Genomic DNA, 26,282 nt, shown 5'->3' on the forward strand with positions numbered 1-26,282 from the left:
CGGATATTCATGGCAAAGCCACCCAGGCATCGCCCGAGATCTTGGTTTGCCCGTGCTGGTTGGTGCTTTGCAGCTGCACCCGCACGCAGCGGTCGCTGTCGCGCTTTTCGGCAATGCGCCCGCTGCAGCTGACTGCATTGGCCAGATGGGTTATGCCCAGAAACCGCACCTCGAACTGGCGCAGCTGGGACTGGGGTGCCCACTGGGTGAGCAAGCGCCCCAACCAGGCCATGCCCAGCATGCCGTGGGCAAACACATCGGACATGCCGGCCTGGCGGGCAAAGTCGATGTCGATATGAATCGGGTTGTGATCGCCCGAGGCGCCGGCAAACAGGGCCAGCGTGCTACGCCTGAGGGGTTCCAGCTGCAAGACGGGCAGCAGATCGCCTACCTGCACGGTGTCGAATCGGGGTGTGCTCATGCGGTGTTCCTCAGTGGCGGACCACGATGACGGAGCGCATCTCGGCCACCAGTTCGTGGTGTTGATTGGTGGCGCGCGAGGATTTCACGACAAACTCCAAGGCTCCGTTTTTCTTGGCGTAGATGTCGTCCACGGTGGATTGCACGGTCAGGGTGTCGCCGGCACAGGCCACGCGGTGGTAGCTGAAGCTTTGCTCGCCATGCAGGATCTTGGCAATCGGCACCTCGAGCCTGGCCAGCAACTGATCCACCGCACCCGAGTCCAGCTCGGCGGCAAACACAAAAGTGGGCGGCGCGGGCAGATCGGCATAGCCTGCGGCCCGCGCCGCCTCCACATCGGTGTAGAGGGCTGCCGTCTCGCCAATGGCTTTGGCAAAAAAGCGCAGACGCCCCCGGTCCAGGGTGATAGTGGAAGCCGGCAGCTCGTGGCCTATCCATTTCTTGTCAATCATCCGGCTCTCCTTACACGCGCTCGTAGAGCGTTACCACGCAGGCCCCGCCCAGGCCCAGGTTGTGCTGCAGGGCCAGGCGGGCATTGGCCACCTGGCGGTCTGCGGCCTTGCCGCGCAGCTGCTGAACCAGCTCGGTGCACTGGGCCAGGCCCGTGGCGCCCAGCGGGTGGCCTTTGGAGAGCAGGCCGCCCGAGGGGTTGGTGACATATTTGCCGCCATAGCTGTTGTCGCCATCGCAGACGAATTTCTCGGCCCCGCCCACGGGGCACAGGCCCAGGGCTTCGTAGCTGAGCAGCTCGTTATGGGCAAAGCAGTCATGCAGCTCCACCACCTGCACATCTTCTGGGCCTATGCCGGCCTGCTCATAGACTTGCCGCGCGGCGGCCTGGGCCATGCCAAAACCCACGACTTCTCGCATATCGTGGGCCGCGAAAGTCTCCGGGCCGTCGGTGGTCATGGCCTGGGCGCGTATGCGCACGCTGTGGTCCAGGCCGTGTTGTCTGGCATATGTCTCCGAGACCACGATGGCGGCGGCCGCGCCGCAGGTGGGCGGGCAGGCCATGAGGCGGGTCATCACGCCGGGCCACAGCATGGGCGCGGCCAGTATCTCCTCCTCGCTCACTTCGGTGCGAAACAGGGCCAGCGGATTGCGCGCCGCATGGCGGCTGGCCTTGGCGCGGATCTTGGCAAAGGTCGACAGCTGGGTGCCGAACTCCTGCATATGGGCTTTGCCCGCGCCGCCAAAGTAGCGCAGGGCCAGGGGAATATCGCTTTGGCCGACCAGGGCATCGGTTTCCTGGTCGAAGCGGTCGAAAGGACTGGGCCTGTCGCTATAGACCGAACCCAACGCGCCGGGGTTCATCTGCTCGAAGCCCAGGGCCAGCACGCAGTCGGCCGCGCCGCTGGCCACGGCCTGGCGGGCCAGAAACAGCGCCGTGGAGCCCGTGGAGCAGTTGTTGTTGACGTTGACGATGGGAATGCCGGACATGCCCACCTCGTACAAGGCGCGCTGACCGGCCGTGGAGTCGCCATAGACATAGCCCACATAGGCTTGCTGCAGGGCGCCATAAGCCAGGCCGGCATCGGCCAGGGCCAGCCGGGTGGCGGTGGAACCCATCTGAAAGTAGGGCTCGCTTTTGCCCGGTTTAGCAAAAGGAATCATGCCGACGCCCGCCACAAACACATCACGGCTCATGAAATTGCTCCTGGTCGCTTGAAAAGAGATCAGCCATCGTAGAAATTACCGATGCGCCAGCCCATGGCGGAGGGCATCGTTCGTATGTCAAAAGACCTCAATCTTCAAAGCGCATGCCAGCGAAACCCGCGACCGCAACCGCTGCCAAGGCAGCTCCCTTCACCGTCTCCATGGCCTTGGTGCGCGGTATCGTGGCCGGTGCCAGCCGTCGCGGCCACAGTCCCGACGGCTTTTTGCAGCGCGCAGGCATTGCGCCCGGCTTGCTGGCGCAAGAGGGCGCGCGCGTCACTTCCGACCAGTACATTGCCCTGATGTGGCGGGTGCTGGAGGCACTGGGCGACGAAGCGCTAGGCCAGTTCTCGCGCCCGCTCAAGCGCGGCAGCCTGGAGCTGATTGCCAGGCTGGCGCTGACCGAACGCCATGCAGAGCCTGCGCTGCGCCGGATGTGCCAGGCCTTCAGCCTGCTGCAGGACAACTTGGAACTGAGCCTGGTGCGCGAGGACGCGCAGGTCGGTATTTGCCTGCAACCCCTGGGCTCGGAGCCGCAGCCGAATTTCCGGCACGAGTTTTCCCTGCGCGTGCTGTGGCGCATCACGGCCTGGCTGCTGGGCGGCTCGCTCAAGGTGCAGCGCTTTGACTTTGCCTTTGCCCGCCCCGACTATGCCGGCGACTATGGCGAGACCTTTCCCGCTCCGCTGCGCTTCGATCAGCAGGCCTCGGCGTTCTGGTTTGATGCGGCCGTTTTGCAGCGCTGCTGCAGCCGCGACGAGCAGGCCTTGCAACGCTTTGTGGCCAGTTGGCCCTCGGCGGCCGTCATCCACAGCCGTGGCGGCGACAGCATAGAGTCCAGGGTCCATGCCCATTTGCTGCAATCGCGCCCGGCCTGGGTGGGGCTGGAGGCAGCGGCCTGCGCCCTGCATATGTCGCCGCCCACGCTGCAGCGCAAGCTGGCGTTGGCAGGCACCTCGTTTCAGGCCATCAAGGACGAGCTGCGTCGCGATATTGCCGTCTCCCGCCTGGGCACCAGCCAGGCCAGCTTCACGGATCTGGCTGCCGACCTGGGCTTTGCCGACGCTGCCGCCTTTCAGCGTGCCTTCAAAGGCTGGACTGGCAGCCCGCCAGGAATGTACCGCTCGCGGCCGCTGCAGGCCTGAAATGTGCAGCTTTAGAGGGAAATTGACTGGGGGCGCCGGTTGGATATGCGCAAGATGCTATGATTTTTGAAGTCCATGGAACTTGGCTTCCCGGGCGGCGGAGCGCGTTATGATTCCCGCCATTGCCTATCGGTTGCGTGTTGCGGGTTTGGTCGTTTTTCAAACCATCTGCGGCGCAGCCGGTTTTTCCGTTTCTGACTCCCACATAAAGCTGCTCGCTAGACCGCCTCTGACACCGTGCGCCTGAATTCCATCAAGCTCTCCGGCTTCAAATCCTTTGCCGAACCCACCAACTTCGTCCTGCCAGGCCAGATGGTGGGCGTGGTCGGCCCCAACGGCTGCGGCAAGTCCAACATCATGGACGCGGTGCGCTGGGTGCTGGGCGAGAGCAAGGCCAGCGAGCTGCGCGGCGAGTCCATGCAGGACGTGATCTTCAACGGCACCACGCACAGAAAGCCTTCGAGCCGGGCCAGCGTGGAGCTGACCTTCGACAACAGCGACCACCGGGCCGGCGGCCAGTGGGGCCAGTTTGGCGAGATCGCCGTCAAGCGCGTGCTCACGCGCGAGGGCAATAGCAGCTACTTCATCAACAACCAGCCCGTGCGCCGTCGTGACGTGCAGGACGTGTTCCTGGGCACGGGCCTGGGGCCGCGCGCCTACGCCATCATCGGCCAGGGCACGATCAGCCGCATCATCGAGTCGCGCCCCGAAGAGCTGCGCTTGTTCCTCGAAGAAGCCGCCGGCGTCTCCAAGTACAAGGAACGCCGCCGCGAAACCGAGAACCGCCTCTCGGCGACCACCGAAAATCTGACCCGCGTGGAAGACATTCTGCGCGAGCTCAACGCCAACCTCGACAAGCTGGAAAAGCAGGCCGAGGTGGCGGCCAAGTACAACGGGCTCAATGCCCAGGTCACGCTCAAGCAGCATCAGCTGTGGTTCATGAAGCGCAGCGAGGCCGAGGCCGAGCAGGACCGGGTGCGCGTTGAAGGCCTGAAGGTCGTCAACGAGCTCGAAGAGCGCATGGCCGACATCCGCAACAACGAAAGCGGACTGGAGACCCTGCGACAGGCCCACTACGACGCCAGCGATCAGGTGAATCAGTCCCAGGCTAGGCTGTATGAAGCCACGGCCGAAGTGGGAAGGCTGGAGGCCGAAATCCGCTATGTGGTCGAAGGCCGCCAGCGCGTCACCCAGCGTCTGCAGCAACTGGCCGAGCAGGTGCTGCTGTGGAACAGCCGCAACGAGGAAGCCCAGGGCGAGATCGAGAATATCGAAGGCCAGGGCATGAATGCCGAAGAGCAGGCCGAAATGCTGGCCGCCCAGGTCGAAGAGCAGACCATGCGCCTGCCCGATCTGGAAGATGCGCTGCGCCATGCCCAGAAGGCCGATAGCGACCAGCGCGGCTCCGTGGTGCAGGTGCAGCAGCAAATTCAGGTACTGGCCGCCGAGCAGCGCAGCCTCGACGAGCAGCGCCGCCAGTTCGAAAGCCGCTTCGAGCGCCTGCGCAGCGACCGCAACGCACTGCAAACCCCCGACGAGGCGCGCCTGCTGAATCTGCAAACCCAGCTGGCCGAAGCGCAGGAGCTGGCCGAGATGGCGGCTGCCGTGCTCAACGAACTGCAGGAAAGCGTGCCACAGCTCGACGAGGACCGCCGCACGCGCCAGCAGGCCGTGAACCAGGAAAACCGCCGCCATGCCGATCTGTCGGCACGTTTGGAGGCCCTGAAAGCCCTGCAGGAAAAAGTCAAGACCGACGGCAAGCTCCAGCCCTGGCTGGCCAAGCACGGTCTGGACGGCATGCAAGGTCTGTGGAGCCGCATCGCCATTGAGTCCGGTTGGGAAAATGCCCTGGAAGCCGCGCTGCGCGAGCGCCTGGGCGCGCTGGAAGTGGGTCGCCTGGATATGGTGCGCGGCTTTCTGGGGTCGGGTGGCCACGATGCGCCGCCGGCCCGTCTGGCCTTTTTCAGCCCGCCGCAGGCAGGCAACTCGCCAGCGGGCGGCCGTTTCTCGCGCCTGTCCGATCTGCTCAAGGTCAGCAACAACGGCCTGCATGCGGTGCTGGTGGACTGGCTGACGGGCTGCTTTACCGCGCCCACGCTTGATGAAGCCCTGACCCAGCGCGATCAGCTGCAGGCCGGCGAAATCATTTACGTGCCTACCGGCCATGCCGTTACCGCACATAGCGTGACTTTTTATGCCCAGGATTCCGAGCAGTCCGGCCTCTTGGCCCGGGCCCAGGAAATCGAGCACCTGGAAAAAGAAGTCCGCGCCCAGGCGCTGATTGCCGAGGAGTCGCGGTCCACCCTGGTAAGAGCCGAAAGCGCCTATGCCGATGCCTCGCAGCGTCTGGTCTCAGCGCGCCGCGAAGCCACCGAGGCCCAGAGCCGCGCCCATGAGCTGCAGGTCGAAACCTTGCGCCTGTCCCAGCTGGCCGAGCAGGCCCGGGCCCGCAATGCGCAGATCACGGCCGACCTGTCCGAGGTGGAGGCCCAGCTGTCCGATATCGAGGAGCGCAAAGTCTCGGCCGAGGCCCGCTTTGAAGAGCTGGATATGCAGCTGGCCGACAGCCAGGAGCGTCATGCACAGCTGGGCGACAAGGTGCTGGAGGCTGAGCGCCGCCTTAACGAATCGCGCGAGCAGCTGCGCAGTCTGGAGCGCCAGGCGCAGGAAGCCACGTTCTCGCAGCGCAGCCTGCATGCACGCCGCTCCGAGCTGTCGCGCACCATCGAGACTGCCAGCCAGCAGACCAAGGCCTTGGCCGAGGAGCAGCAGCGCGCCCAGGATGAGCTTGCTCGCCTGACCGATGCGGCCGCCCAGGGCGGCTTGCAGGATGCGCTGGATTTGAAGATGCAGCGCGAAAAAGACGTGGCCGAGCGCCGCAGCGAATACGACGACCTGACCAACAAGCTGCGCGCCAGCGACGAGCGCCGCCAGAGCCTGGAAAAAGCGCTGGATCCGCTGCGTCAGCGCATCACCGAATTCCAGCTCAAGGAACAGGCTGCCCGCCTGGGTCTTGAGCAGTACAGCAATTTGCTGACCGAAGCCGAGGCCGATCTGGCGGCCGTGTCCCAGTCCATTGCCGAGGGCAATGTGCGCATGCACGGTCTGCAGGGCGAAATCGACCGCTTGCACCGCGAAATTGCGGCCCTGGGTGCGGTGAATCTGGCAGCGCTCGACGAGCTGGCGCTGGCCAGCGAGCGCAAGATCTTCCTCGATGCGCAGGTGGACGATTTGACCCGCGCCATGAACACCCTGGAAGAGGCCATCAAGAAGATCGACGCGGAAACGCGGGAGCTGCTGTCCGGCACCTTCGAGATCGTGAACCGCCACTTCGGCCGCATGTTCCCCGAGCTGTTCGGCGGCGGTCAGGCCAAGCTGGTGATCACGGGCGACGAAATTCTGGATTCCGGCGTGCAGGTGGTGGCCCAGCCGCCCGGCAAGAAGAACCAGACGATTCACCTGCTCTCGGGCGGAGAGAAGGCGCTGACGGCGATTGCCCTGGTGTTTGCCATCTTCCAGCTCAACCCCGCGCCTTTCTGTTTGCTCGATGAGGTGGATGCGCCGCTGGACGACGCCAACACCGAACGCTATGCCAAATTGGTGTACAGCATGAGCAAGGGCACGCAGTTCCTGTTCATCAGTCACAACAAGATCGCCATGGAAATGGCCGGTCAGCTGATCGGCGTGACCATGCAGGAGCAAGGTGTTTCACGAATTGTTGCCGTGGACATGGAGTCCGCTTTGTCCATGGCTGAGCTATCCTGAGGGGGATGCTCCTCGCAGTCCCTATCCCAACCTGTTGACCGTTTGAACCTCTTTTTTCCAAATGAGTAACTTGCAAATCAGTCTGGCCGTTGTGGGCGTTGTGCTGCTGGTCCTGATCGTTGCCTACAACTCTTGGTCTGCCCGCCGCAACGCGCCCAAGCGCTCCGAGCCGGTTGACGAGGCAGCGCAGGCCGATCCCTTGCGCCACGAACCCGGCATGGACACCGTAGGCCACACTTCCGACCTCACCAAATACCAGCACGAACCCGTGCTGGGCGACTTCAGCAAGGCCGTGCCCGGCGCCGAGCCGCTGCCCATGCCCGAGGCGGGCGGCCGCTTTGCCGAGACCGATGCCGAGCTGGCCAGGCTGGTGGCCCAGGAGGCCCATGCCGAGCAGCAGCGTCACGTTGTGGCCACGGCCCATGGCGAGATGGAGGATGAGCTGCAGTCCGGTGCCACGGCATTGCGCACCGATGCCGCCATGGCCCAGCAGGCAAACATGGCAGGCGCCAAGCAGGAGCCGGTGTTTACCGAGGCTCCGCTGGCCGCTTCCGTGCCGCCGGCCGCTTCCATGGAGCGTCGAGGCCATCTGGATGCGCTGATCGATGCCATTGCCCCGATCCAGGTCGGTCAGGCCGTGCCCGGCGAAGTGGCCATGCAGGCCCAGCCCAGCACACGCCGCGCCGGCAACAAGCCTTTTGCCATCGAAGGCATGAACCAGCAGACCCGTCAGTGGGAGCCGCTGCAGGCCGGTCAGCGCTATCTGGGTTTCCAGTCCGGAGTGCAACTGGCCAACCGCACGGGCGCACTCAACGAGATCGAGTTCTCGGAGTTCGTGGCCAAGACCCAGCGCTTTGCCGACGCCTTGAGCGCGCTGCCCGATCTGCCCGATATGCTCAACGAAGTCTCGCGTGCCCGCGAGCTCGACCAGTTCGCCAGCGAGCACGATGCCCAGCTGAGCTTCATGATCCGCGCCCGTCAGGCCTCCTGGAGCGCCGGCTATGTGCAGCAAAACGCCGGCCGCCAGGGCTTTGTGCCCAGCTCCATGCCGGGGCGCATGGTTTTGCCTTCGCCCAATGTCGGCATGCCGCCGGTGCTGGTGCTCAACTACGATCCGCAGGCGGCGGTGGCTGACGATCTCGATCAGTCCGTGGTGCGCGAATTCCTGATCAGCCTAGATGTGGCCCAGGTGCCGCGCGGCGAACAGCCTTTTGCCCATTTGCGCCAGGTGGCCGAGCAGATGTGCCAGACCATGGACGGCGTGCTCTGCGACCAGAACGGCTATCTGCTGCCGGTCTCGGCGCTGGACCCGATTCAGCACGATCTGGAGCTGCTGTATGACAAGCTCGACAGCCACGAGCTTTCCGCAGGTTCGCTGCTGGCGCGGCGCCTGTTCAGCTGACAGCCCAGGGCCAGATTTTCTGGCCCCTTTTTTTGATTTCCCCCGGCGGATAGCGCATGACCGAGAACCTAGACCTTTTTTCCGCTGAACCGCCCGCCAGGAATGCGCCAGATGCTACGCAAAGCATAGCGCCCGAAAAAGTGCTGACCAAGGTGGCCGAGCTGCGGGCCCAGCTCAACCAGTGGGCGCACGAGTATTACGTGCTCGACGAGCCCAGCGTGCCCGATGGCGAATACGACCGCCTCTACCAGCAGCTGGAAGCGCTGGAAGGCGCTTACCCGGCTCTGATCACCCCCGATTCGCCCACGCAGCGCGTGATTGGCGCGGTGCTTGACGGCCTGCAGCCGGTGCGCCATGCCGTGCCCATGCTCAGCATCCAGACGGAAACCGACAACCAGGCCAGCGGCGCCCTGGCATTCGATGCCCGCGTGCGTAAGGAGCTGGGGCTCGATGAGAGCGCGCCCGCTGTGGAATATGTGGCCGAGCCCAAGTTCGACGGTCTGGCCATGAATCTGCGCTATGTGAACGGTGTGCTGGTGCAGGCCACCACGCGCGGCGACGGCGAGGTGGGTGAGGATGTGACGCACAACATCCGCACCATCCGCAAGATTCCGCTGTCTCTGCCCAAAGACCAGGGCGTGCCGCCCGTGGTCGAAGTGCGGGGCGAAGTCTATATGGGCCGCGCCGATCTGCAAAAGCTCAACGAGCGCCAGAGCGCGGCCGGAGCCAAGACCTTTGCCAATCCGCGCAATGCGGCGGCCGGTTCGGTGCGCCAGCTCGATTCGGGCATTGCCGCCCAGCGGCCGCTGTCGTTTTTTGCCTATGGTCTGGGCGAGATCACGCCGCCTGCGCAAGGCGGGCCGGATTTCGGCACGCATTACGCCATGCTGCAAACGCTGAAATCATGGGGTTTTCCGGTTGCACCCCAGGTGTGTGTTGCGCGCGGTGCTTCTGAACTGGTAGCGTTTCACCAGCGCCTGGGTGCCGAGCGCGATGCTCTGCCCTACGAGATCGACGGCGTGGTCTACAAGGTCAATTCTCTGGCGCTGCAGCGCCAGCTGGGCTTCAAGTCACGCGAGCCGCGCTGGGCCGTGGCCCACAAATATCCGGCCCAGGAAATGCCCACGCTGATGGAAAGCATCGATGTGCAGGTGGGGCGCACCGGCAAGCTCACGCCCGTGGCCAGACTGGCGCCCGTGGCCGTGGGCGGCGTGATCGTGACCAACGCCACCTTGTCCAATATCTTTGATATCCGCAAAAAAGGCGTGCGCGTAGGCGATACCGTCATCGTTCGCAGGGCGGGCGATGTGATTCCCGAGGTCGTAGGGCGTGTGCCCGGCGAGCGTGCCGCCTATGTGCCCAACTTTCACATGCCCAAAAACTGCCCCATCTGCGGCAGCGCCGTGGTGCGCATGAAGGGCGAATCCAACCACCGTTGCACGGGCGGGCTGTTCTGCGGCGCGCAGCGCAAGGAGGCAATCCTGCACTTCGCGGCCCGTCGCGCCATGGACATCGAAGGCCTGGGCGACAAGCTGGTCGATCAGCTGGTGGACGCCCAGGTGGTCAAGGTCCTGCCCGATCTGTATCGCCTGGGGCTGACGGCCCTGGCGTCTCTGGACCGCATGGCGGAGAAATCGGCCCAGAACGTGCTGGCGGCGCTGGAGAAATCCAAGCACACCACGCTGCAGCGCTTTCTGTTCGGCCTGGGCATACGCAATGTGGGCGAGGCCACGGCCAAGGATCTGGCGCGCCACTTCGGCACGCTGGACGCCATCATGGATGCCGATGTCGAGGCCTTGCTGCAGGTGCCCGACGTGGGGCCGGTGGTGGCCGACAGCATTCACACTTTTTTTGCCCAGCCTCATAACCGCGAGGTGGTGGAGCAGCTGCGGGCCTGCGGCGTGCACTGGGAAGAGGGTGCACCGCCCGAGAAGGCGGCCCAGGTGCTGGCCGGCATGACGGTGGTGCTGACCGGCACTCTGCCCACGCTCTCGCGCGACGAGGCCAAGGATATGCTGGAGGCGGCCGGGGCCAAGGTCTCCGGCTCGGTGAGCAAGAAAACCAGCTATGTGGTGGCCGGGGCCGAGGCCGGCAGCAAGCTGGTCAAGGCCCAGGAGCTGGGCGTGGCCGTGCTGGACGAAGCCGGTATGCTGGCGTTGCTCAGGGGCCAGACGCCGGCATCGCCGGCCGCCTGATGGACAAAGACAATGCTGCGGCGACGCAGAACAAGAGGGATGTATCACCGTGATTGCACGTAAACCCGTGGTGGGCGTGGCTTTGGGCAGTGGCTCGGCACGCGGTTGGGCCCACTTTGGCGTGCTGCGCGCCCTGCGCGAGGCCGGTATCCAGCCCGATATCGTCTGCGGCACCTCCATAGGCTCTCTGGTCGGCGCCGCCTATGCGGCCGGGGAGATGGACCGTTTCGAGGAGTGGGTGCTGGGCCTGGGCATGCGCAAGGTCTTTGGCTTTATGGACTTCAACCTGGGCAGCGGCATGCTCAAGGGCGAGAGAATCATCGAGTTCTGGCGCGAGCATTTTGTGCAGGAAACCATGGAGGAGCTGGCAGCCCCCTTTGGCTGCGTGGCCACCGATCTGCATACCGGCGCCGAAGTCTGGCTGCGCAAAGGCTCGATTGCAGATGCCGTGCGCGCCTCGATTGCTCTGCCCGGCCTGTTCACGCCGGTTATTCGCGACGGGCGCTTGCTGGTGGATGGCGGTCTGGTCAATCCCGTGCCGGTCTCGCTGGCGCGGGCCATGGGCGCCGATGTGGTGATTGCCGTGGATTTGAATGCCGACCTCATGCGCCGTAACAGAAATGCGGTCGGCATGGGCGCAGCTGCGGCCAGGCCCGGCAAACCGCAGGCCCAGCAAGCGGCCGAGCCGGAACCGGCCTTCACCGATCTGGAGCCGCCTGCGGGCATGTTCCATGCCAATGTGCCGCCCATGGGCTGGAGCGGCAAGTGGAAAAGCTCCATGACCAGCGTGAAGTCGTTTTCCTCCTCGGTGCTCAAGCGCGGCATTCACAAAAGCGATGAAGAGCTGCAGCAGAACATTCCCTCGCTGCTCAACGTGGTCATGTCCAGCGTCAACATCATGCAGATGCGCATCACGCGCAGCCGCATGGCGGGCGATCCCTCCGAAGTGCTGATCGCGCCCAAGGTGGCGCATATCGGCCTGCTGGACTTTCATCGGGCCCGGGAAGCCATCGATGAAGGCTATGCTGCCGCCAAGGCGGTGCTGCCGAGCTTGAAGGACTGGGGCGTCTAGAGTCGCTGTGCCGGCTTTGATGCGTGGCTGACCGCTGCTCTAGCGCGTGGCTTGCGCCAATATTGCTATGGTTTGTCTAGCTAGAGGCGATTGATAATCAAGGGCTGGGTCGGTTTTTTGTTCCAATAAATGCGGTGAATGGCCTGGTCGCAGCTGAGCCGTCCAGGCGCTGTAGCTGCGCAGCGCCATGGCATGCAACTGGCCCAGATGGACAGGCAGCTGGGACAGAATCTGCGCCTCGCTCTGCACCCCGGGGCCGTGCGCCAGCAGCAATTCCTCATGGCCGGTGCGGCACCACTGCTTGATGCTTTGCTCCGTCACCTCCAGGTGGCCTTGAAACGCCCAATGGCGTCCATGGCGGAAGCCCTTGTTCAGGCAATGCGTGCCCACCATGGTGCGGCTGGCGCCTTTGGGGATTTCAAAAGTGTCGTAATGCCAGTTGAAGATGGTGGCCTGGCTGGGCAGGTGCATCTGTTGCTGGGCTTCGCGCGTGGTCCATATCGAACTCCAGCCTATATTGGGGCAGGGGTTGCGCCAGACGCGGGCACCCATGGCGCGGGCCAGCATCTGCGCGCCAAAGCAGTGGCCCAGCACCGGCACATCGCAGGCCAGCGCGTTTTGCAGCAGGCAGCGTTCATCTTCAATCCAGCGCAGTTGCTCGTTGGCGCAGTGGTTGCTGCCCAGCACGATGATGCCGTTGTAGTCTCGTGCATGGGCCGGTGCTGAGCCCTCGGCGCAGGGGTCTATCAGCACATAGGCCAGGTCTTGCTGGCGCAGATGATCGAGCAAGATGCCAGGGCCTTGCGAAGCTTCATGCTGGAGGATGGCGACAGGTTTCATACAAGAGGCGGGGCACAGCCGCCCGTGGTGGTGAGGCCTTGAATATAGGAATCACGCCATCAAGCCCTTGTATGGATTGCGCAGCCTGCTATCAAGATTGCATCAAGCGCATGGGATGAGGGCGGCTTGAGGCTGGCTTTTAAATGGGGTTTGGCGGCTTTGCTATGATCAACTGTATAAATTCACAGTTAAACCGATTTCACTCCTCTCAGGTGATCGCGTGAGCACGCCGCCCCCCCATCGCTTTTACTATCTGCACAACTTTCAGCGTGCGCTGGACTGGTTGGGCCAGCGCTATGGCGATCTGCTCAACGCCCAAGAGCTGCAGTTCATGACGCGCTTTGCCCAGCTGCCCCAGGCCTCGCAGGCGCTGCTGGTGCGCATGATCATGCGCCGCGGGCCCTGGTTCAGGGCCGGCAAGCTGGTGTATGAGGAAATCCCCGCGCTGGCCGATGCGGCCCAGCCTTTGCGCCAGGAAGGCTGGATTGACGATGCTCAGCACATGACGGCGGCCGAACTGTTCGGCTTGCACACCAAGCCCGAGCTGCTGCAGATTCTGAGAGATTTTCCCTGTAGCCTCGATACCAGCCCCGACACCAGTCCTGCTATCAGCTTCACCATCAGTCCCAGCCTGCGCAAAAGCGAAATGCTGGCGCTGGTGCAAAGCGCTCACCAGGGCGACAGAGCTTATGCCCAGTGGCACCCGCAGGCCGCCGAGCCGGTCTGGCGCCTGATGGTGGGCGAGCTGTGCGAGCGCTTCAGGCTGATGTTCTTTGGCAATCTCTACCAGGACTGGTCGGAGTTTGTGCTGGCCGATCTGGGCGTGTTTCGCTATGAGAGCGTGGCGTTCGATGCCGGCTCGCGGGCATTTCAGCAGCGTTGCGATGTGGATGTCTATCTGGCGCTTTCGGCCTGCCGCCAGGCGCTGGACGAAGGCGCGGACGTGGCGGCGCTCGGTGAGTCGCTGGCTCAATACCAGAGCGCCAACCCCTGGCTGGAAAAGCGCCGCGCCAAGATTTTGCTGCAGCTGGGCCAGGCCTGCGAGCGGGCACAGAACTGGACCCTGGCCCAGAGCCTTTATGCGCGCTGCAACTACCCGGGTGCGCGCCACCGCCAGATTCGGATGCTGGAGCGGCTTGAACAGTTCAATCAAGCGCTAGCCCTTGCCGAGCTTGCACAATCTGCTCCTGAAAGTGAGGAAGAAGCTCAGCGCATTGCCCGCATGCTGCCGCGCCTGCGTCGCAGCACAGGGGCGGGCGCAGCCCAGGAGAAACGCCGGCGTGCGGCCGCACTGGCCCCTGCCGTGGCTGGGCTGCGCTCTGATGTGACGCTGGCTTTGCCGGCCGAGCCGATGGCCGTGGAGTACGCGCTGCGCGATCACTGGCAGTCTGAGCAGGCGCCGGTGTTCTATGTGGAGAACGCGCTGATCAACTCGCTGTTTGGCCTGCTGTGCTGGCCCGCCATCTTTGCGCCGCTGCCGGGCGCGTTTTTTCACCCTTTTCAAAGCGGCCCGGCCGATCTGAGTGCCCCCGATTTTGTGCCGCGCCGCCAGGAGCTGTTCGATGCCTGTTTGCAGGCGCTGGCAGACGGCAGCTACCGCCGCGTGATTGCCCAGCGCTTTGCCGAAAAGCAGGGCCTGCAGTCGCCGTTTGTCTTTTGGGGCACGCTGAGCGAGGAGTTGCTGGCTCTGGCGCTGGACTGCATTCCGGCCGCCCATCTGCAGCTGTTTTTTGCCCGGCTGCTGCAGGATGTGAAGGGCAACCGCACCGGCTTTCCCGATCTGGTGCGCTTTTGGCCAGCGCGGGAGCAGGAACGGCCGCGTTACGAACTGGTGGAAGTCAAGGCGCCGGGCGACAAACTGCAGGACAACCAGATTCGCTGGCTGGTGTATTGCACGGACCATGGGCTGCCGGTCAGCGTCTGCCATGTGCAGTGGAGTGATGGACTGCCTGCGGAGGGCGCTTGAGCGCTGAAGCCACCGATCACAGCAGCGCGCCAGCCGTGGTCGGCGTTCGCGCTCTGTGCGAATTCACGGCCCGCAGCGGCGATCTGGACCTGCGCTTCACGCCTTCGCCCACTTCGCTGGAAGGTATGGAAGGCCATGCCACGGTGCGCCGCCGCCGCGCCGCGGGCTACGAGTCTGAAATCAGCCTCGGCGGGCAGTACCTGGGCCTGCGGGTTCAGGGGCGGGCCGATGGCTTTGATGCAGCAGCCTGCCGGCTGGAAGAAATCAAAACCTATCGCGGCACGCTGGACGGCATACGCCCCAACCACCGCGCTTTGCACTGGGCCCAGGCCAAGGTCTATGCGCATCTGCTGTGCCAGGCGCGGCAGCTGGCGCAGATCAATGTGGCGCTGGTGTATTTCCATGTGGGCAGCGGCGAGGAAACCGTGCTCAGCAGCCTCTACGCCGCCGATGAGTTGCAGCTGTTTTTCGACAGCCAGTGCCAGCGCTACCTGGCTTGGGCGCGCGGCGAAGCGGCGCATCGGGCGCTGCGCAACACCGCCTTGCAGGCGCTGGACTTTCCGCATGCGCAGTTTCGCGCCGGGCAGCGGCAGTTGGCTGTGGCCGTGTATCGCACGGCAGCATCGCCAGCGCCAGCGAATAGCCAAGGCGACAGATCAGGCGATGAACCAGAAGATAAGCCAGGTGATACCAAAGCCGGCGGGCGCAGCCTGATGGCTCAGGCCTCTACAGGCATTGGCAAAACCCTGGGCACGATTTTCCCGCTGCTCAAGGCCATGCCGGGCCAGGGGCTGGACAAGCTGTTTTTTCTGACTGCCAAGACCACCGGCCACGCGCTGGCGCTGGATGCGCTGGCACAGCTGCAGCAGTCCACAGCGCCCGGTGTTTTGCGGGTGCTGGACCTGCAAGCCAGAGACAAGGCCTGCGAGCACCCGGACAAGGCCTGCCATGGCGACTCCTGCCCGCTGGCCCAGGGCTTTTACGACCGCCTGCCTGCGGCACGCGAACAGGCGGTAAGCCTGGTTGTGCAGGACGCTCCGGCCGTGCGCTCGGTGGCGCTGGCCCATGGCATCTGCCCCTATTACCTGATGCAGGAATTGACGCGCTGGGCTGATGTGGTGGTGGGCGACTACAACTATTACTACGACAGCTGCGCCATGCTGTATGCGCTGACCCAGGCCCAGGGCTGGAAGGCGGCCGTGCTGGTGGACGAAGCCCATAACCTGCTGGACCGTGCGCGGCGCATGTACACGGCCGAGCTTTCGCAGTTTGTGCTGCATGCGGCGCGCAAGCAGGCTGGGGGCCGGGTGAAAAAAGCGCTGGACGGCCTCAACCGGGCCTGGAACGCCTTGAACAAGGTGCAGCACCACAACTACCAAAGCTATGCCGAGCCGCCAAGCAGTCTTTTGAACGCCGTGCAGCGTGCGATCAGCGCCATTGCCGAAGTGCAGGCCGATCAGCCCCTGCCGCCTGCCGATCCGGTGCTGGCCCTGTATTGGGAGCTGCTGCAGTTTCAGTCGCTGGCCGAGGCTTTCGGGCCGCATGCGCTGTTTGACATCAACCTGGCCACGGCGCTGCCGGGCCGTTCCGGTCGCTCAGGCTCCGCCGCCCGGGCGCCGTTTTCCACGCTGTGCATTCGCAATGTGCTGCCCGCTCCCCATCTGCTGCAGCGCCATGCGGCCGCGCATACCAGCGTGCTGTTTTCGGGCACGCTGAGTCCGCCGCAGTTTTACCGCGACATGCTGGGCTTGCCCGCGCATACGGCCTGGCTGGAGGTGGATGCGCCGTTCAAGGCCGAGCAGCTCAGCGTGCAGGTGGCCGGCCATATCTCTACCCGCTGGCACGACCGCCAGGCCTCTTTGCAACCGATTGCCGATATCGTGGCGCGCCAGTTTGCGCTGCAGCCGGGCAACTATCTGTGCTTTTGCAGCAGTTTCGACTATCTGCAGCAGGTGGCGCAGGAGTTGACCAGGCTTCACCCCGGCCTGCCCATGTGGAGCCAGACCCCGGCCATGGACGATGCCAGCCGCACCCAGTTTCTGGCGCGCTTTGTACAAGGCGGGCGGGGCATAGGCTTTGCGGTGCTGGGCGGGGTGTTTTCAGAAGGTGTGGACCTGCCCGGCAGCCGCTTGATAGGCGCTTTTGTCGCCACGCTGGGTCTGCCCCAGGTCAACCCGGTGAACGAGGCCATGAAGCAGGCGCTTGATGACTATTGGGGCCGTGATGCGGCACATAAACAGGCGCATAGGCAGGCCCAGGGCTATGACTACACCTACCTCTACCCCGGTCTGCGCAAGGTGGTGCAGGCCGCCGGCCGCGTGATTCGCACCGAAAGCGACCGCGGCGTGGTGGTGCTGATGGACGACAGATTCCAGAGAGCGGATGTCCAGGCGCTGCTGCCCAAATGGTGGCGGCTGGAGCATGGCAGCTTTCGCTGAAGCGGTTTACACCGCCAGCAGCTTCCATTCGGCTTCGCTGATCGCCAGGCGGTGCGTCAGCTGCAGAGCCTGCAGCAAGGCTTCGTCGTGCGACACCAGCACCAGCGTGCCCGGGTATTGGCAGAGCATGGCTTGCAGCGCCTGTTGCGAGGACAGATCCAGGTGATTGTCCGGCTCGTCAAGCAACAGCATCTGCGGCGCTGCATCGCGGTAGAGCACGCAGGCCAGAGCGGCTTTGAGGCGCTCGCCTCCGCTGAGCAAACGGCATGGCTGATCCATATGGCTGGCATCCAGCCCCAGCTGGGCCAGGCGCATGCGCTGCAATCCCTGCGGCGTGCGGGGTGCTGCCTGTTGCAACTGGGCGATCACCGAGAGCTCATCGTCCAGGCTGCTCAGCCGCTGGTCCAGCCAGGCAAAAGAGGTAGTCATCTGGCGCCTGCCCTGCAGCGGCTCTATCTCGCCTGCCAGTACCCGCAGCAGCGTGGATTTGCCGCAGCCATTGGGCCCGGTGATGGCGATGCGCTGGCCTGCCTGCAAGCGCAGCGAAACCGCTGGTAGTTGGCAACTCCAGGGCAGTTGCACCGCAGCGAGCTCGGCCACCACACGCTCTGGCGGCAGCAACTCCTGCAGCGGTGGCACATGCAGGTAAATGCTGGCGGCCTGCCAGTCAATGGCCTGGGCTGCCTCGCGCACGCGCTGCTGCGCAGCCTCTCTGGCCTGGGTCTGTTGCTGGGCCAGCCGCCCGGCCGTGGCCTGGCTGCGTGCTTTTTGCGTGCCCAGCAGCAGCTTGGCCTGATTTGCGTTCTTGCCGGCCCGGTTCGCCGCTGCCTGTTGGCGTTGTTGGCGCTGGTGTTGCTCATGCAAGCTGCGCTGTTGGCGGTCGCGCTCCAGCTTGGCCTGGGCCAGCGTCTGTAGCGCGGCTTGTTCCTGCTGCCGTTTGCTGTTCAAGTAAAAATCATAGCTGCCACCATAGAAGGTAAGGGCGTTTGATGCCAGTTCTGCTATGCAATCCATGGCGTTCAGCAAGCTGCGGTCATGGCTGATCAGCAACAGGCCGCCACGCCAATGGCGCAGCTGCGTGGCCAGGGCGCTGCGGTGGGCGGCATCCAGGTGGTTGCTGGGCTCATCCAGAATCAGAAAATCCGCACCCGATAGCTGTGCGCCCACCAGGGCCACGCGCATGGCTTGGCCGCAGCTCAGTTGCTGGACGTTGGCATCTGCATCCAGGCCGGGCAACTGGGCGGCGTGCAGCGCGGCCTGCAATTGCGGGCGTATGTCCCAGCGCTCGGCCAGCAACTCGTAATCGTGGTCGGCGCAGCTGCCTTGCTCTATGCGGGCTAATGCGTCAAATGCGGGCTGCAGGCCGGCCAGCGTGACCACGGTCTGATCAGCGTTGGTTTGGAGCAGATCTTGCGCCAGATAATGCACGCGGCCCGAACGGGCCACGCTGCCGCTGCTGGGCGCGGTCTCGCCGGCCAGAATGCGCGCCAGCAGGCTTTTGCCCATGCCATTGCGACCGACCAGGCCGGTGCGTTGCGCGGCAAAGCTGGCGGATAAATCAGAGAAAAGCGTTTTGCCCGTAGGCAGCACATAAGAGACGCCATGCAGCGTCAAACGAGGTTCGGTCATAAAAACCCAAGCGATGAATGCCAGACATCCCCTGTGCCATGGAGGCCGCTGCAAGTCGTGCACGCGGTGAAACAGGGAGTGGGGAGGTGGCCGTCAGCAAGACGGCGGCATCAATAGCGCATGGGTGTAAGACCTCGTGAATGGTGCAAAGTGGGCGATTGTAGGCAGAGCAGGCCAGCGGTCAAGCTGACGGTGGTGCGAGCACCACGCTGCACCACGTGCAACTTGCCCAAAAGCGGCGGCTGGCAGTGGCATGATGCGGCGCAGGCCCTGCAGCCGGAGAGATCTGTGAATGAACTGAAGATTGTGCAATGCACACATGAGCGCCACGCGGGCGCGATTTTGGATATTTTGAACGACGCCATCGTTCATTCCACCGCGCTTTATGACTACCAGCCGCGCACGGCGCAAAACATGGTGACTTGGTTCGAAGCCAAGCGCGCCGGCCAGTGGCCGGTAATAGGCATAGAGGATGCCGAGGGCCAGCTGCTGGGCTTTTGCAGCTACGGCAGTTTTCGCGCCTATCCGGCCTACAAGTACACGGTGGAGCATTCGGTCTATGTGCACCCCGAGCACCGCGGGCGGGGCCTGGGCAGGCAGCTGATGGATTTGCTGATTGCCGAGGCCCGCCGCCGTGGCGATGTGCACGCCATCGTGGGCGCCATCGATGCCGCCAACGAGGGCAGTATCGGCTTGCACAAACGCCTGGGTTTTGCGCATGTGGGCCAGATGCCGCAGGTGGGCTTCAAATTCGGCCGCTGGCTGGATCTGGCTTTTTATCAGCTGACGCTACAGACGCCGCTGCATCCCGTGGATGGTTAGATTTTGCTATTGAATCAATAGTTTGCAGCGCAATGGATAAAAGCGCTGCGAGCTGTTTTTTCCGGTGTTCAACGCTCAGCCATCAATCCCAGACCGGTGCCAGTCCCTCGGGGTTGACCTCGCGGCCGTTGCGCTCCAGCTGGGCGATGCGCGCCATATCGTCGGCATCGAGTTGGAGCTCGCGCGCCTTCAGATTGCTGGCTAGATTCTCGCGTCGGGTCGATGAGGGAATCACTGCATACCCCAGCTGCAGCGCCCAGGCCAGTGCGACCTGGGCCACAGTGGCCTCATGCTTGGCGGCAATCTCGGCCAGCACCGCATCCTTGAGCACCTTGCCATAGGCCAGCGTCATGTACGAGGTGGTCTGAATGCCTTGTTCGGTGAGAAATGCCGTCAATTGGCGGTTTTGCAGATAGGGACTCAGCTCGATCTGGTTGGTGGCGATTTCGCCCGCGCCCACGGCGGCAATGGCCTGGCGGGTCAGCTCGATGTTGAAGTTGGAAATGCCGATGTGTCGCGTCAGCCCCTGGGCCTTGGCCTGGGCCAGTGAGCCCATGAATTCCTCCAGCTCCACGCCGTTGCCGGGTGCCGGCCAGTGGATTAGCGTCAGGTCCACATAGTCGGTGCGCAGCTTTTTCAGGCTGTCTTGCAGGCTGGGGATCAGCTTGGCCTGGCTGTAGTTGTCGGTCCAGATCTTGGTGGTGACAAAGAGCGCATCGCGCGCCACGCCGCTTTCGGCAAGCGCCTGGCCCACCTGGGCTTCATTGCCGTAAATCTGTGCCGTATCCACGGCGCGGTAGCCCAGATCGAGCGCATTGCGCACGGAATCGATAACGACTTGATCTTTGAGGCGGAAAGTGCCGACGCCAAATGCAGGAATACTCATGTTCTTTGTCCTTGAAGAAGACGCCAAGTCTGAAGCATAGGGCGGCAAAGATGAAGCACCGCAGCGCACAAGCACTTGTGCCGTGGTGGAACAGATGGTGAGCGGCAGCTCGATGTGGTCAGTTAGAAAAGTGGCCCAGGCACTGCGATGGGCCGATCGCTTGTTCCTCAGGCGCCTGCTTACTCGCCCAGCGCATCCAGCGCGCGGGCCGAATACACCATGGCCGCACCGGCATTGAGAGCCACGGCCACGCCCAGGGCTTCGGCAATTTCTTCCTTGCTGGCGCCGGCAGCCTTGGCGGCCTTGGTATGCACGGCAATACAGCCGTCGCAGCGCGTGGTCACGCCCACGGCGATGGCAATCAGCTCGCGGGTTTTGGCATCCAGATGGCCGGTCTTGCTGCCGGCGGCGGCCAGGGCCTTGTAGCCTTCCATGGTGCCGGGCGACAGCTGTGAAAACTCGCCCAGTCGGCCCGCCAGTTCCTTGCGGTATTCGTTCCAGTCCAGCATGTGTGACTCCTTTGCGCTTGGCGCGTTGAACCCGATGAAGCCCCCAGATTACCGCGATGCGATCTTGTTTTCTACGCTGGGCTGGAGCGGATGGTGCTGCAAAGGATGAAATTGCGGCTTAAAACGGGTTTGTTGGATGCGAGCCGGTGTTTAGACGCAACAATGCGCGTTGTTAAACAAGGAGTTCCCGTGAACCAAGCCAATCCACATGCTGCACTGATCGCCAGCTACCGCAAGGTCGCAGCCGAGGCAGCGAAGAAAACCGCACTCATCCAGGTGGTGGCAACCAAGGGCCCCAGAGCGATTGCCACGGCAAGCGAGACAGCGGCCAAAGCCATGCGCCGTCGCGATGTGCTGGCATCCAAGCTCGCGAAGCTGGGCGTGGTGCTGACCGACTAAGCCTTATCCCGGCAAACCGTTACGCGGTGCGTCGGGTGCCCGGAGTCTGGCCATCAAAGCTCCGGATCTATCCAGCCTACGCGGCCTTGGCCGCTTTCATTGAGTCTGGCCATAAATTCCTGCGCCTGCGCCTCCGGCAGGCAAAAGTGCAGCGTCACCAGACTGCCATGCTCCACCTGCAGCAGTTCGGCCTCGGCCTGCTCGATCTGGCGGCGCACCAGACCTTCCAGTGCATAAGGCACGGTGCAGCACAGCGTCTGCATGCGGCGAATCGCCACTTTCTCGGCCGTCAGCAAGGCCTGGGCGACAGCATCGGTATAGGCGCGCACCAGCCCTCCGGCACCCAGCTTCACGCCGCCAAAGTAGCGCACCACGGTGGCCAGCACGCCTTCCAGATCCTGATGGCGCAGCACGTCCAGCATGGGCCGCCCCGCCGTGCCGCTGGGCTCGCCATCATCCACGGCCGCCGATTGACCGCCGGCCAGCAAGGCCCAGCAAACATGGGCTGCGCCCGGGTGCTCGCGCCTCAATGCATCGACCACGGTCTGTGCAGTGGCGCGGTCCGTCATGGGTTGCACGCAGCCGATGAAGCGGCTTTTCTTGATCAGCAAATCACTGTGAGCGGGGGTGCGTAGAGTCTGGGGCATAGCGGGCCGCAGCATAGCCGCAAAAGCCGGTGCGTACAGCTTGACTGCCTTGGTTGGCTGTCTGTAGTCAAGGTCGCGCCGCCAAAGCGGCAGGGCAATGGCCGGGGCTGACGCGCCCGCCATATGAGGTAGACAAGCCATAGTTTCTTTTTCCTACAATGTTTGTAGGGTGATTGGCGTACGCTATGCAACAAAGGAGACTGCCATGACCACACCGCATCGCACCGAGCTTCCTGCCAATGAGCATACTTTTGGCCGCGAACATCTGTCTCCGCCCCCTCTGGAATGGGAGCAAGGTAATGGGCAATGGGTGGCGGGCGTGCAGCCCGAAGAGGAGGTCGACTGGGTGCAGCGCATTCGCAACGTGGGCGAGTGGTAGCTGGTCAGTCATCGCTCCGGTTTGAAACTTTTCCTCTTTCCATGAAGCATCCGGCTGATCACCAAGGTGGCAGCCGGATTTTTCATGGGCGACTGGCTTGACAATGCGGGCTGCATCACCGTTTCTTGCCGCCACGCCTCCTCACCATGAATGCCGTCAATCAAAGCGCGAACCAAGTCCAGGCCTCGCACTGGATGCTGCTGCCCGCAGCAGCCCAGACGGCCGTGCTGCCCGTGGCGCTGGCCGATGTGACGGCCTTGATGGAAAAAGTGGGTCGTAGCAGCAGTGATGGCGTGGCCGAGCAGATCTTACATTTGCTGGGCCACCAGGTGCCGCTGGCCCAGTGCACGATTTTTTCCTTTCAGGGCATGGCGCGCCCGCGCGTGATGGGCATGGGCGACAGAGCGCGTACCGGCGCACTGCCCATGATTTCGCAGGACTATAGCGAGCGCTTTTACCCTCTGGACGGCTCCCAGCAGGTGATGAAGGCCGAGCTTGCGCGCCTGGCCAAGGACCCGCATGCCAAGCCGCGCGTGTGGCTGCACCGCCAGGGACCGGGCGATGTGCAGCACCCCGAGTACCGCCAGATCTGCTACGAGCTGCCGCGCATTGCCGAGCGCCTGTCCCTGCTGTGCTTGCAGGAAAATGCCCGCTGGCTGTCGGTCAATCTCTACCGGGGCGAGGAGCACGGGGTGTTTGATGCGGGCGCGATAGCGCTGATCGAAGCGTTTGCGCCCCTGGTCATGCAGGCCATGCGCTTGCACTACGCGGGCCAGACGCTGCAGGACGATCTGGTCGGCCTGGTGCTGGCGCGGCTGAGCAAGCGCTTCGAGCAGCTTACGCCGCGCGACCTGGATGTGGTGCGCGCCCTGGCCCAGGGGCTGGATGCCGATGCCTTAGCCCAGTGCCTGGGAATTACCGTGAGCAGCGCTCGCACCTATATCAAGCGTGTCTGCGCCAAGCTGGGCGTACAAGGCCAGCGCGAGCTGTTTGCCCTGCTGATGGAGCCGGCCGAGGTTTAATCTATTTTGATAGCGGCTTGTGAATGATGCGCCTGAGCTTGAGTCTTGTTTTATTCAAAATTCTCGGGTGTATGGCAAGCTGGCGCTTGCATGTCCTCAAATGGTGACATTCCGATGATCCGGCTTTTCTACACTTGGCTTCAAGCCCGTGAGAAGGCCGATCAAGGCGCGCCGGAAAACCGCAAGTCAAGCGAACAGACGGCCGCGCAGCCTCAGGAGACAAGATATGCACCAGCCTTATGCCGAGCCTCGCCGCTCGATTTACTACCAGTACCGAGTCAACCAGCCCTGGCTGCCCTCCGAGCACCCCGGCGCGCAAAGCCATCCCATCGTCATCGTCGGCACCGGCCCCGTGGGCCTGACCACGGCGCTGGAAATCGCCCGCCACGGCCAGCGCTGCGTGGTGCTGGAGTCGGAGCTGCAGGTGTCCGAAGGCAGCCGTGCCATCGTGTTCACGCGCCGCTCCATGGAAATCTTGCAGCAAGTGGGCGTGGCCCACCGCGTGACGGAGACCGGCTTGCCCTGGTGCTTTGGCAACAGCATTTATCGCGGTCAGCGTGTGTTCCGCATGGAAAACGCTCGCGCCGACGATGATCGCTTCTTTCCCATGATCAATCTGCAGCAGCAGTATCTCGAGGAGTATCTGGTTGATGCCGTAGAGGCTCATCCGCTGATCGAGCTGCGCTGGGGCAACCGTGTCAACCAGGTGGAGCAGGTGGGGGGCAAAGCGCTTGTCGAGGTGGACACGCCCGAAGGCAGTTACCCGCTGCAGGCCGACTGGCTGGTAGCTTGCGACGGCGCGCGTTCGGGAATCCGTAGCGCCATGCATCTGCAGATGGAAGGCGCTTCGTACGAAGGCCGGTTTGTGATCGCCGATATCCGCATCGACCTGCCTTTGCCTACCGAGCGCCTGGCGTTTTTCGATCCCAGCTGGAACCCCGGCAACACCATACTCATGCACCGCGAGCCGCATGGCATCTGGCGCGTGGACTATCAGCTGCCAGCTGGCGAAGACCCCGAAGATGCGCTCAAGCCAGAGTCGCTCAAGGCCCGCATCGATGCCCAGTTGGAGATGATCGGTTTTGGCGGTACGCCCTGGGAGATGGACTGGAGTTCGGTCTACTCGGCCCGCGCGCTGACCTTGCCCAATTACGTACACGGCCGCGTGATTTTTGCCGGCGATGCCGCCCATATGCTGCCTATCTTTGGCGTGCGCGGCGCCAATACCGGCTTTCAGGATGCGCAGGCCCTGGGCTGGCGCCTGGCCCTGGTGGCCAAGGGTGCGGCCAGCCCTCAATTGCTGGAAAGCTACAGCAGCGAGCGCGTGGGCGCGGCCCGCGAGATTGTGGAGGAAGCCGGCAAGAGCACGCGCTTTATGGCGCCGCCCACCCGAGGCTTCAGACTGCTGCGCGATGCCGTGCTGTCACTGTCGCTGAGCCAGCCTTTTGTGGGCCCGCTCTACCACTGGCGCACCTCGCGCCCGCATGAATACGACAGCTCGCCGCTCAACAGCGTGGGCGACGACAATCTGCTGTTCAAGGCCGGCCCGGCCCATGGCGCGCCGCCCGTCAACGTGCGTTTTGCGGCCGACAGCTATCTGCTTGATCATCTGGGTGGCGGTTTTGATCTGCTGTACTTCAACGATGGCGCGGCCGTTCCCGCCGAGCTGCGTCGGGTGGTCGATGGCGTGAAAGCCAGAGGCGTGGGAGTGCGTTTGATTGCCGTGAGCAGCCAGCCGGTGGCAGCCGTGGAGGGCGCCGATCTGACACTGCGCGATGGTGACGGCCGCTGCCGCGCTCGCTATGGCGTGATGGCCCAGGGTGCGGCCTATCTGCTGCGGCCCGATCAGCATGTCTGCGCCCGCTGGATGGCGCTGGACGCCAACCGCCTGCAAGCCGCTTTCAATCTGGCGCTGCCCGCCTGAACCAAAAGGAGAACTCAATGACAACAGCAAACACTCCGGCTGCAGCGGCCGGCCTGGATATAGCCGGGCTGGAAACCGTGTACGACCAGCTGGCCACGGCAATCGATGCCGTGGGGGCGGAAAAATCCGAACTCTTTCTGGTCAAGCTGGCGCTGCTGGGCGCCAATCGTCTTGGCGATGCCGCGCTGTTTGGCGAGCTGATTGCCGCGGCTCAGCGAGATTTGTAAGCGCGCTGCTGCGCAGCAATGCCGCTTTGAAAGCCCTCCGGTGCAACTGCCAGGCGGGCTTTTTTTGTTTTGAATGGTTTGAACTCTTGAATCGCCGGTTTTTTGTACTTATCTGCTGACTAAATAAGCTGGCTATAGAAGGCCGATGGGGTTACAAGGGCAGGCAGGCCTGTATTTTTGCAGCAGGCAAGCAAGGCCGCTGGCGCTTGAGCACGGTTTTGCATGCCCCCAAACACCGTTTCGGCAGGCCGGTTTTCAATTGCTTTACCGTTGATCAGGAGATGAATAAATGAAACTGAGCAGCACCGCCTTGGGTTTGAGCATTGTTCTGGGTTTGGCTGGCGCACCTGCCATTGCCAAATCCGCGGCCGAGTGGCAGGCCCTTACCGCAACGACAGCCGTGGGTATCACGCAGGCCATGGAAAAGCCCAGACCGTGGCCCCCGGCAAAGTCATAGAGGCCGAGCTGGAAGCCGGCAAGAAAGGTGCGGCTCCCTACTACTCGGTGACGCTGGTGTCGCCGGCCAACGAAGAAATCAAGCTGCGCGTGAATGCCACCACCGGCGATGCCGCGATTGAAAAGAACAAGGGCAAGGCCGAGCGCAAGCACACCAAGTATCTGGCCGAGGCCCAGATCACCCTGGCCCAGGCCGTGGATGCTGCCGTGGCCCATACGCCCGGCAAGCCCGTCGAGGCCCAGCTGGATTCTGACTGGGGCAAGACCAGTTACAAGGTCAAGCTGCTGAAGGCCGACAATGTGGTGACCAGCGTCAGGCTGGATGCCGAGACGGGCAAGGTCACCGGTACGAAAAAAGACTGAGTGGCCGTTGGAAAAGCCGGTTTTGCTATGGATTTGAAAGTAGGCCGCGCATGCGCTGACTGGATTTAATGGTTGTTAGCGCTTTATTTTCAGTCAGTGAATGCGCTGCCTGCTATGAAT

At 63.5% G+C, this 26,282-nt stretch carries 22 protein-coding genes; 14 read left to right on the top strand and 8 right to left on the bottom strand.

Features of this window, described 5'->3' with window-relative positions; translation table 11 throughout:
• Positions 1-7 precede the first annotated feature (7 nt).
• The 3 genes from ACNAZA_RS13220 to ACNAZA_RS13230 are packed head-to-tail and all read right to left on the bottom strand — an operon-like array spanning position 8 to position 2,067.
• Positions 8-421 (bottom strand): MaoC family dehydratase, encoded by a 414-nt coding sequence (locus tag ACNAZA_RS13220; RefSeq protein WP_415797027.1) that lies wholly within the window; start codon positions 419-421, stop codon positions 8-10.
• A 10-nt stretch (positions 422-431) separates the two neighbouring features.
• Complete coding sequence (locus tag ACNAZA_RS13225) at positions 432-872, bottom strand: MaoC family dehydratase N-terminal domain-containing protein (protein WP_415797028.1); 441 nt, start codon at positions 870-872, stop codon at positions 432-434.
• 10 nt (positions 873-882) lie between these two features.
• A complete protein-coding gene (locus ACNAZA_RS13230; protein ID WP_415797029.1) occupies positions 883-2,067 on the bottom strand; it encodes a lipid-transfer protein in 1,185 nt (394 codons plus the stop codon).
• Positions 2,068-2,180: 113 nt separating this feature from the next.
• Here ACNAZA_RS13230 and ACNAZA_RS13235 point away from each other — a divergent pair, with 113 nt between their 5' ends.
• The 5 genes from ACNAZA_RS13235 (at position 2,181) to ACNAZA_RS13255 (ending at position 11,655) form a co-directional block, all read left to right on the top strand.
• Entirely contained in the window at positions 2,181-3,221 is a 1,041-nt protein-coding gene (locus tag ACNAZA_RS13235; protein ID WP_415797030.1) for an AraC family transcriptional regulator, read from the top strand.
• A 237-nt stretch (positions 3,222-3,458) separates the two neighbouring features.
• Positions 3,459-6,986, top strand: coding sequence for a chromosome segregation protein SMC (smc, locus tag ACNAZA_RS13240; RefSeq protein WP_415797031.1), 3,528 nt, complete (start codon positions 3,459-3,461; stop codon positions 6,984-6,986).
• A gap of 61 nt (positions 6,987-7,047) precedes the next feature.
• Positions 7,048-8,388, top strand: coding sequence for a cell division protein FtsZ (locus ACNAZA_RS13245; RefSeq protein ID WP_415797032.1), 1,341 nt, complete (start codon positions 7,048-7,050; stop codon positions 8,386-8,388).
• Positions 8,389-8,444: 56 nt separating this feature from the next.
• Entirely contained in the window at positions 8,445-10,583 is a 2,139-nt protein-coding gene (gene ligA, locus ACNAZA_RS13250) for an NAD-dependent DNA ligase LigA (RefSeq protein ID WP_415797033.1), read from the top strand.
• A 43-nt stretch (positions 10,584-10,626) separates the two neighbouring features.
• Positions 10,627-11,655 (top strand): patatin-like phospholipase family protein, encoded by a 1,029-nt coding sequence (locus tag ACNAZA_RS13255; RefSeq protein WP_415797098.1) that lies wholly within the window; start codon positions 10,627-10,629, stop codon positions 11,653-11,655.
• 39 nt (positions 11,656-11,694) lie between these two features.
• Here ACNAZA_RS13255 and ACNAZA_RS13260 read toward each other — a convergent pair whose 3' ends face one another.
• Positions 11,695-12,495: a type 1 glutamine amidotransferase gene (locus ACNAZA_RS13260; protein WP_415797034.1), complete on the bottom strand. Its 801-nt coding sequence runs from the start codon at positions 12,493-12,495 to the stop codon at positions 11,695-11,697.
• A 220-nt stretch (positions 12,496-12,715) separates the two neighbouring features.
• Here ACNAZA_RS13260 and ACNAZA_RS13265 point away from each other — a divergent pair, with 220 nt between their 5' ends.
• Positions 12,716-14,461 carry a VRR-NUC domain-containing protein gene (locus tag ACNAZA_RS13265; RefSeq protein WP_415797035.1) on the top strand — a complete coding sequence of 582 codons (1,746 nt, stop codon included), beginning with the start codon at positions 12,716-12,718 and terminating at the stop codon, positions 14,459-14,461.
• On the top strand, positions 14,458-16,899 hold the full coding sequence (locus tag ACNAZA_RS13270) for an ATP-dependent DNA helicase (protein WP_415797036.1): 2,442 nt from the start codon (positions 14,458-14,460) through the stop codon (positions 16,897-16,899). The genes ACNAZA_RS13265 and ACNAZA_RS13270 overlap by 4 nt, the downstream gene beginning before the upstream one ends.
• Positions 16,900-16,905: 6 nt before the next feature.
• Here the strand turns inward: ACNAZA_RS13270 and ACNAZA_RS13275 are convergent, their stop codons facing one another.
• A complete protein-coding gene (locus ACNAZA_RS13275; protein WP_415797037.1) occupies positions 16,906-18,528 on the bottom strand; it encodes an ABC-F family ATP-binding cassette domain-containing protein in 1,623 nt (540 codons plus the stop codon).
• Positions 18,529-18,825: 297 nt separating this feature from the next.
• On the opposite strand from ACNAZA_RS13275, the gene ACNAZA_RS13280 reads away from it, so the two are divergent.
• The gene (locus tag ACNAZA_RS13280) at positions 18,826-19,350 is read left to right on the top strand and encodes a GNAT family N-acetyltransferase (protein WP_415797099.1); all 525 of its coding nucleotides are present in this window, start codon (positions 18,826-18,828) and stop codon (positions 19,348-19,350) included.
• An 82-nt stretch (positions 19,351-19,432) separates the two neighbouring features.
• Here ACNAZA_RS13280 and dkgB read toward each other — a convergent pair whose 3' ends face one another.
• Positions 19,433-20,236, bottom strand: a complete 804-nt coding sequence (gene dkgB / locus ACNAZA_RS13285) for a 2,5-didehydrogluconate reductase DkgB (RefSeq protein WP_415797038.1) — start codon at positions 20,234-20,236, stop codon at positions 19,433-19,435.
• Positions 20,237-20,415: 179 nt separating this feature from the next.
• Positions 20,416-20,745: a carboxymuconolactone decarboxylase family protein gene (locus ACNAZA_RS13290; RefSeq protein WP_120967738.1), complete on the bottom strand. Its 330-nt coding sequence runs from the start codon at positions 20,743-20,745 to the stop codon at positions 20,416-20,418.
• A 189-nt stretch (positions 20,746-20,934) separates the two neighbouring features.
• On the opposite strand from ACNAZA_RS13290, the gene ACNAZA_RS13295 reads away from it, so the two are divergent.
• On the top strand, positions 20,935-21,144 hold the full coding sequence (locus ACNAZA_RS13295; protein WP_415797039.1) for a hypothetical protein: 210 nt from the start codon (positions 20,935-20,937) through the stop codon (positions 21,142-21,144).
• A 53-nt stretch (positions 21,145-21,197) separates the two neighbouring features.
• On the opposite strand, the gene ACNAZA_RS13300 is transcribed toward ACNAZA_RS13295, so the two are convergent.
• Positions 21,198-21,791 (bottom strand): IMPACT family protein, encoded by a 594-nt coding sequence (locus ACNAZA_RS13300; protein ID WP_415797040.1) that lies wholly within the window; start codon positions 21,789-21,791, stop codon positions 21,198-21,200.
• Positions 21,792-21,996: 205 nt separating this feature from the next.
• Here ACNAZA_RS13300 and ACNAZA_RS13305 point away from each other — a divergent pair, with 205 nt between their 5' ends.
• The 5 genes from ACNAZA_RS13305 (at position 21,997) to ACNAZA_RS13325 (ending at position 26,162) form a co-directional block, all read left to right on the top strand.
• Positions 21,997-22,170, top strand: a complete 174-nt coding sequence (locus ACNAZA_RS13305) for a hypothetical protein (RefSeq protein WP_415797041.1) — start codon at positions 21,997-21,999, stop codon at positions 22,168-22,170.
• Between the two features lie 146 nt (positions 22,171-22,316).
• Positions 22,317-23,192 carry a helix-turn-helix transcriptional regulator gene (locus tag ACNAZA_RS13310; RefSeq protein ID WP_415797100.1) on the top strand — a complete coding sequence of 292 codons (876 nt, stop codon included), beginning with the start codon at positions 22,317-22,319 and terminating at the stop codon, positions 23,190-23,192.
• Between the two features lie 226 nt (positions 23,193-23,418).
• Positions 23,419-25,116, top strand: coding sequence for an FAD-dependent monooxygenase (locus ACNAZA_RS13315; RefSeq protein WP_415797042.1), 1,698 nt, complete (start codon positions 23,419-23,421; stop codon positions 25,114-25,116).
• A 17-nt stretch (positions 25,117-25,133) separates the two neighbouring features.
• The gene (locus ACNAZA_RS13320) at positions 25,134-25,343 is read left to right on the top strand and encodes a DUF2783 domain-containing protein (protein ID WP_415797043.1); all 210 of its coding nucleotides are present in this window, start codon (positions 25,134-25,136) and stop codon (positions 25,341-25,343) included.
• Between the two features lie 372 nt (positions 25,344-25,715).
• Positions 25,716-26,162: a PepSY domain-containing protein gene (locus ACNAZA_RS13325; RefSeq protein WP_415797044.1), complete on the top strand. Its 447-nt coding sequence runs from the start codon at positions 25,716-25,718 to the stop codon at positions 26,160-26,162.
• Positions 26,163-26,282 lie beyond the last annotated feature (120 nt).

It is taken from the genome of Comamonas aquatilis (assembly GCF_965139575.1).
Classification (GTDB): Bacteria; Pseudomonadota; Gammaproteobacteria; order Burkholderiales; family Burkholderiaceae_C; genus Comamonas; species Comamonas aquatilis.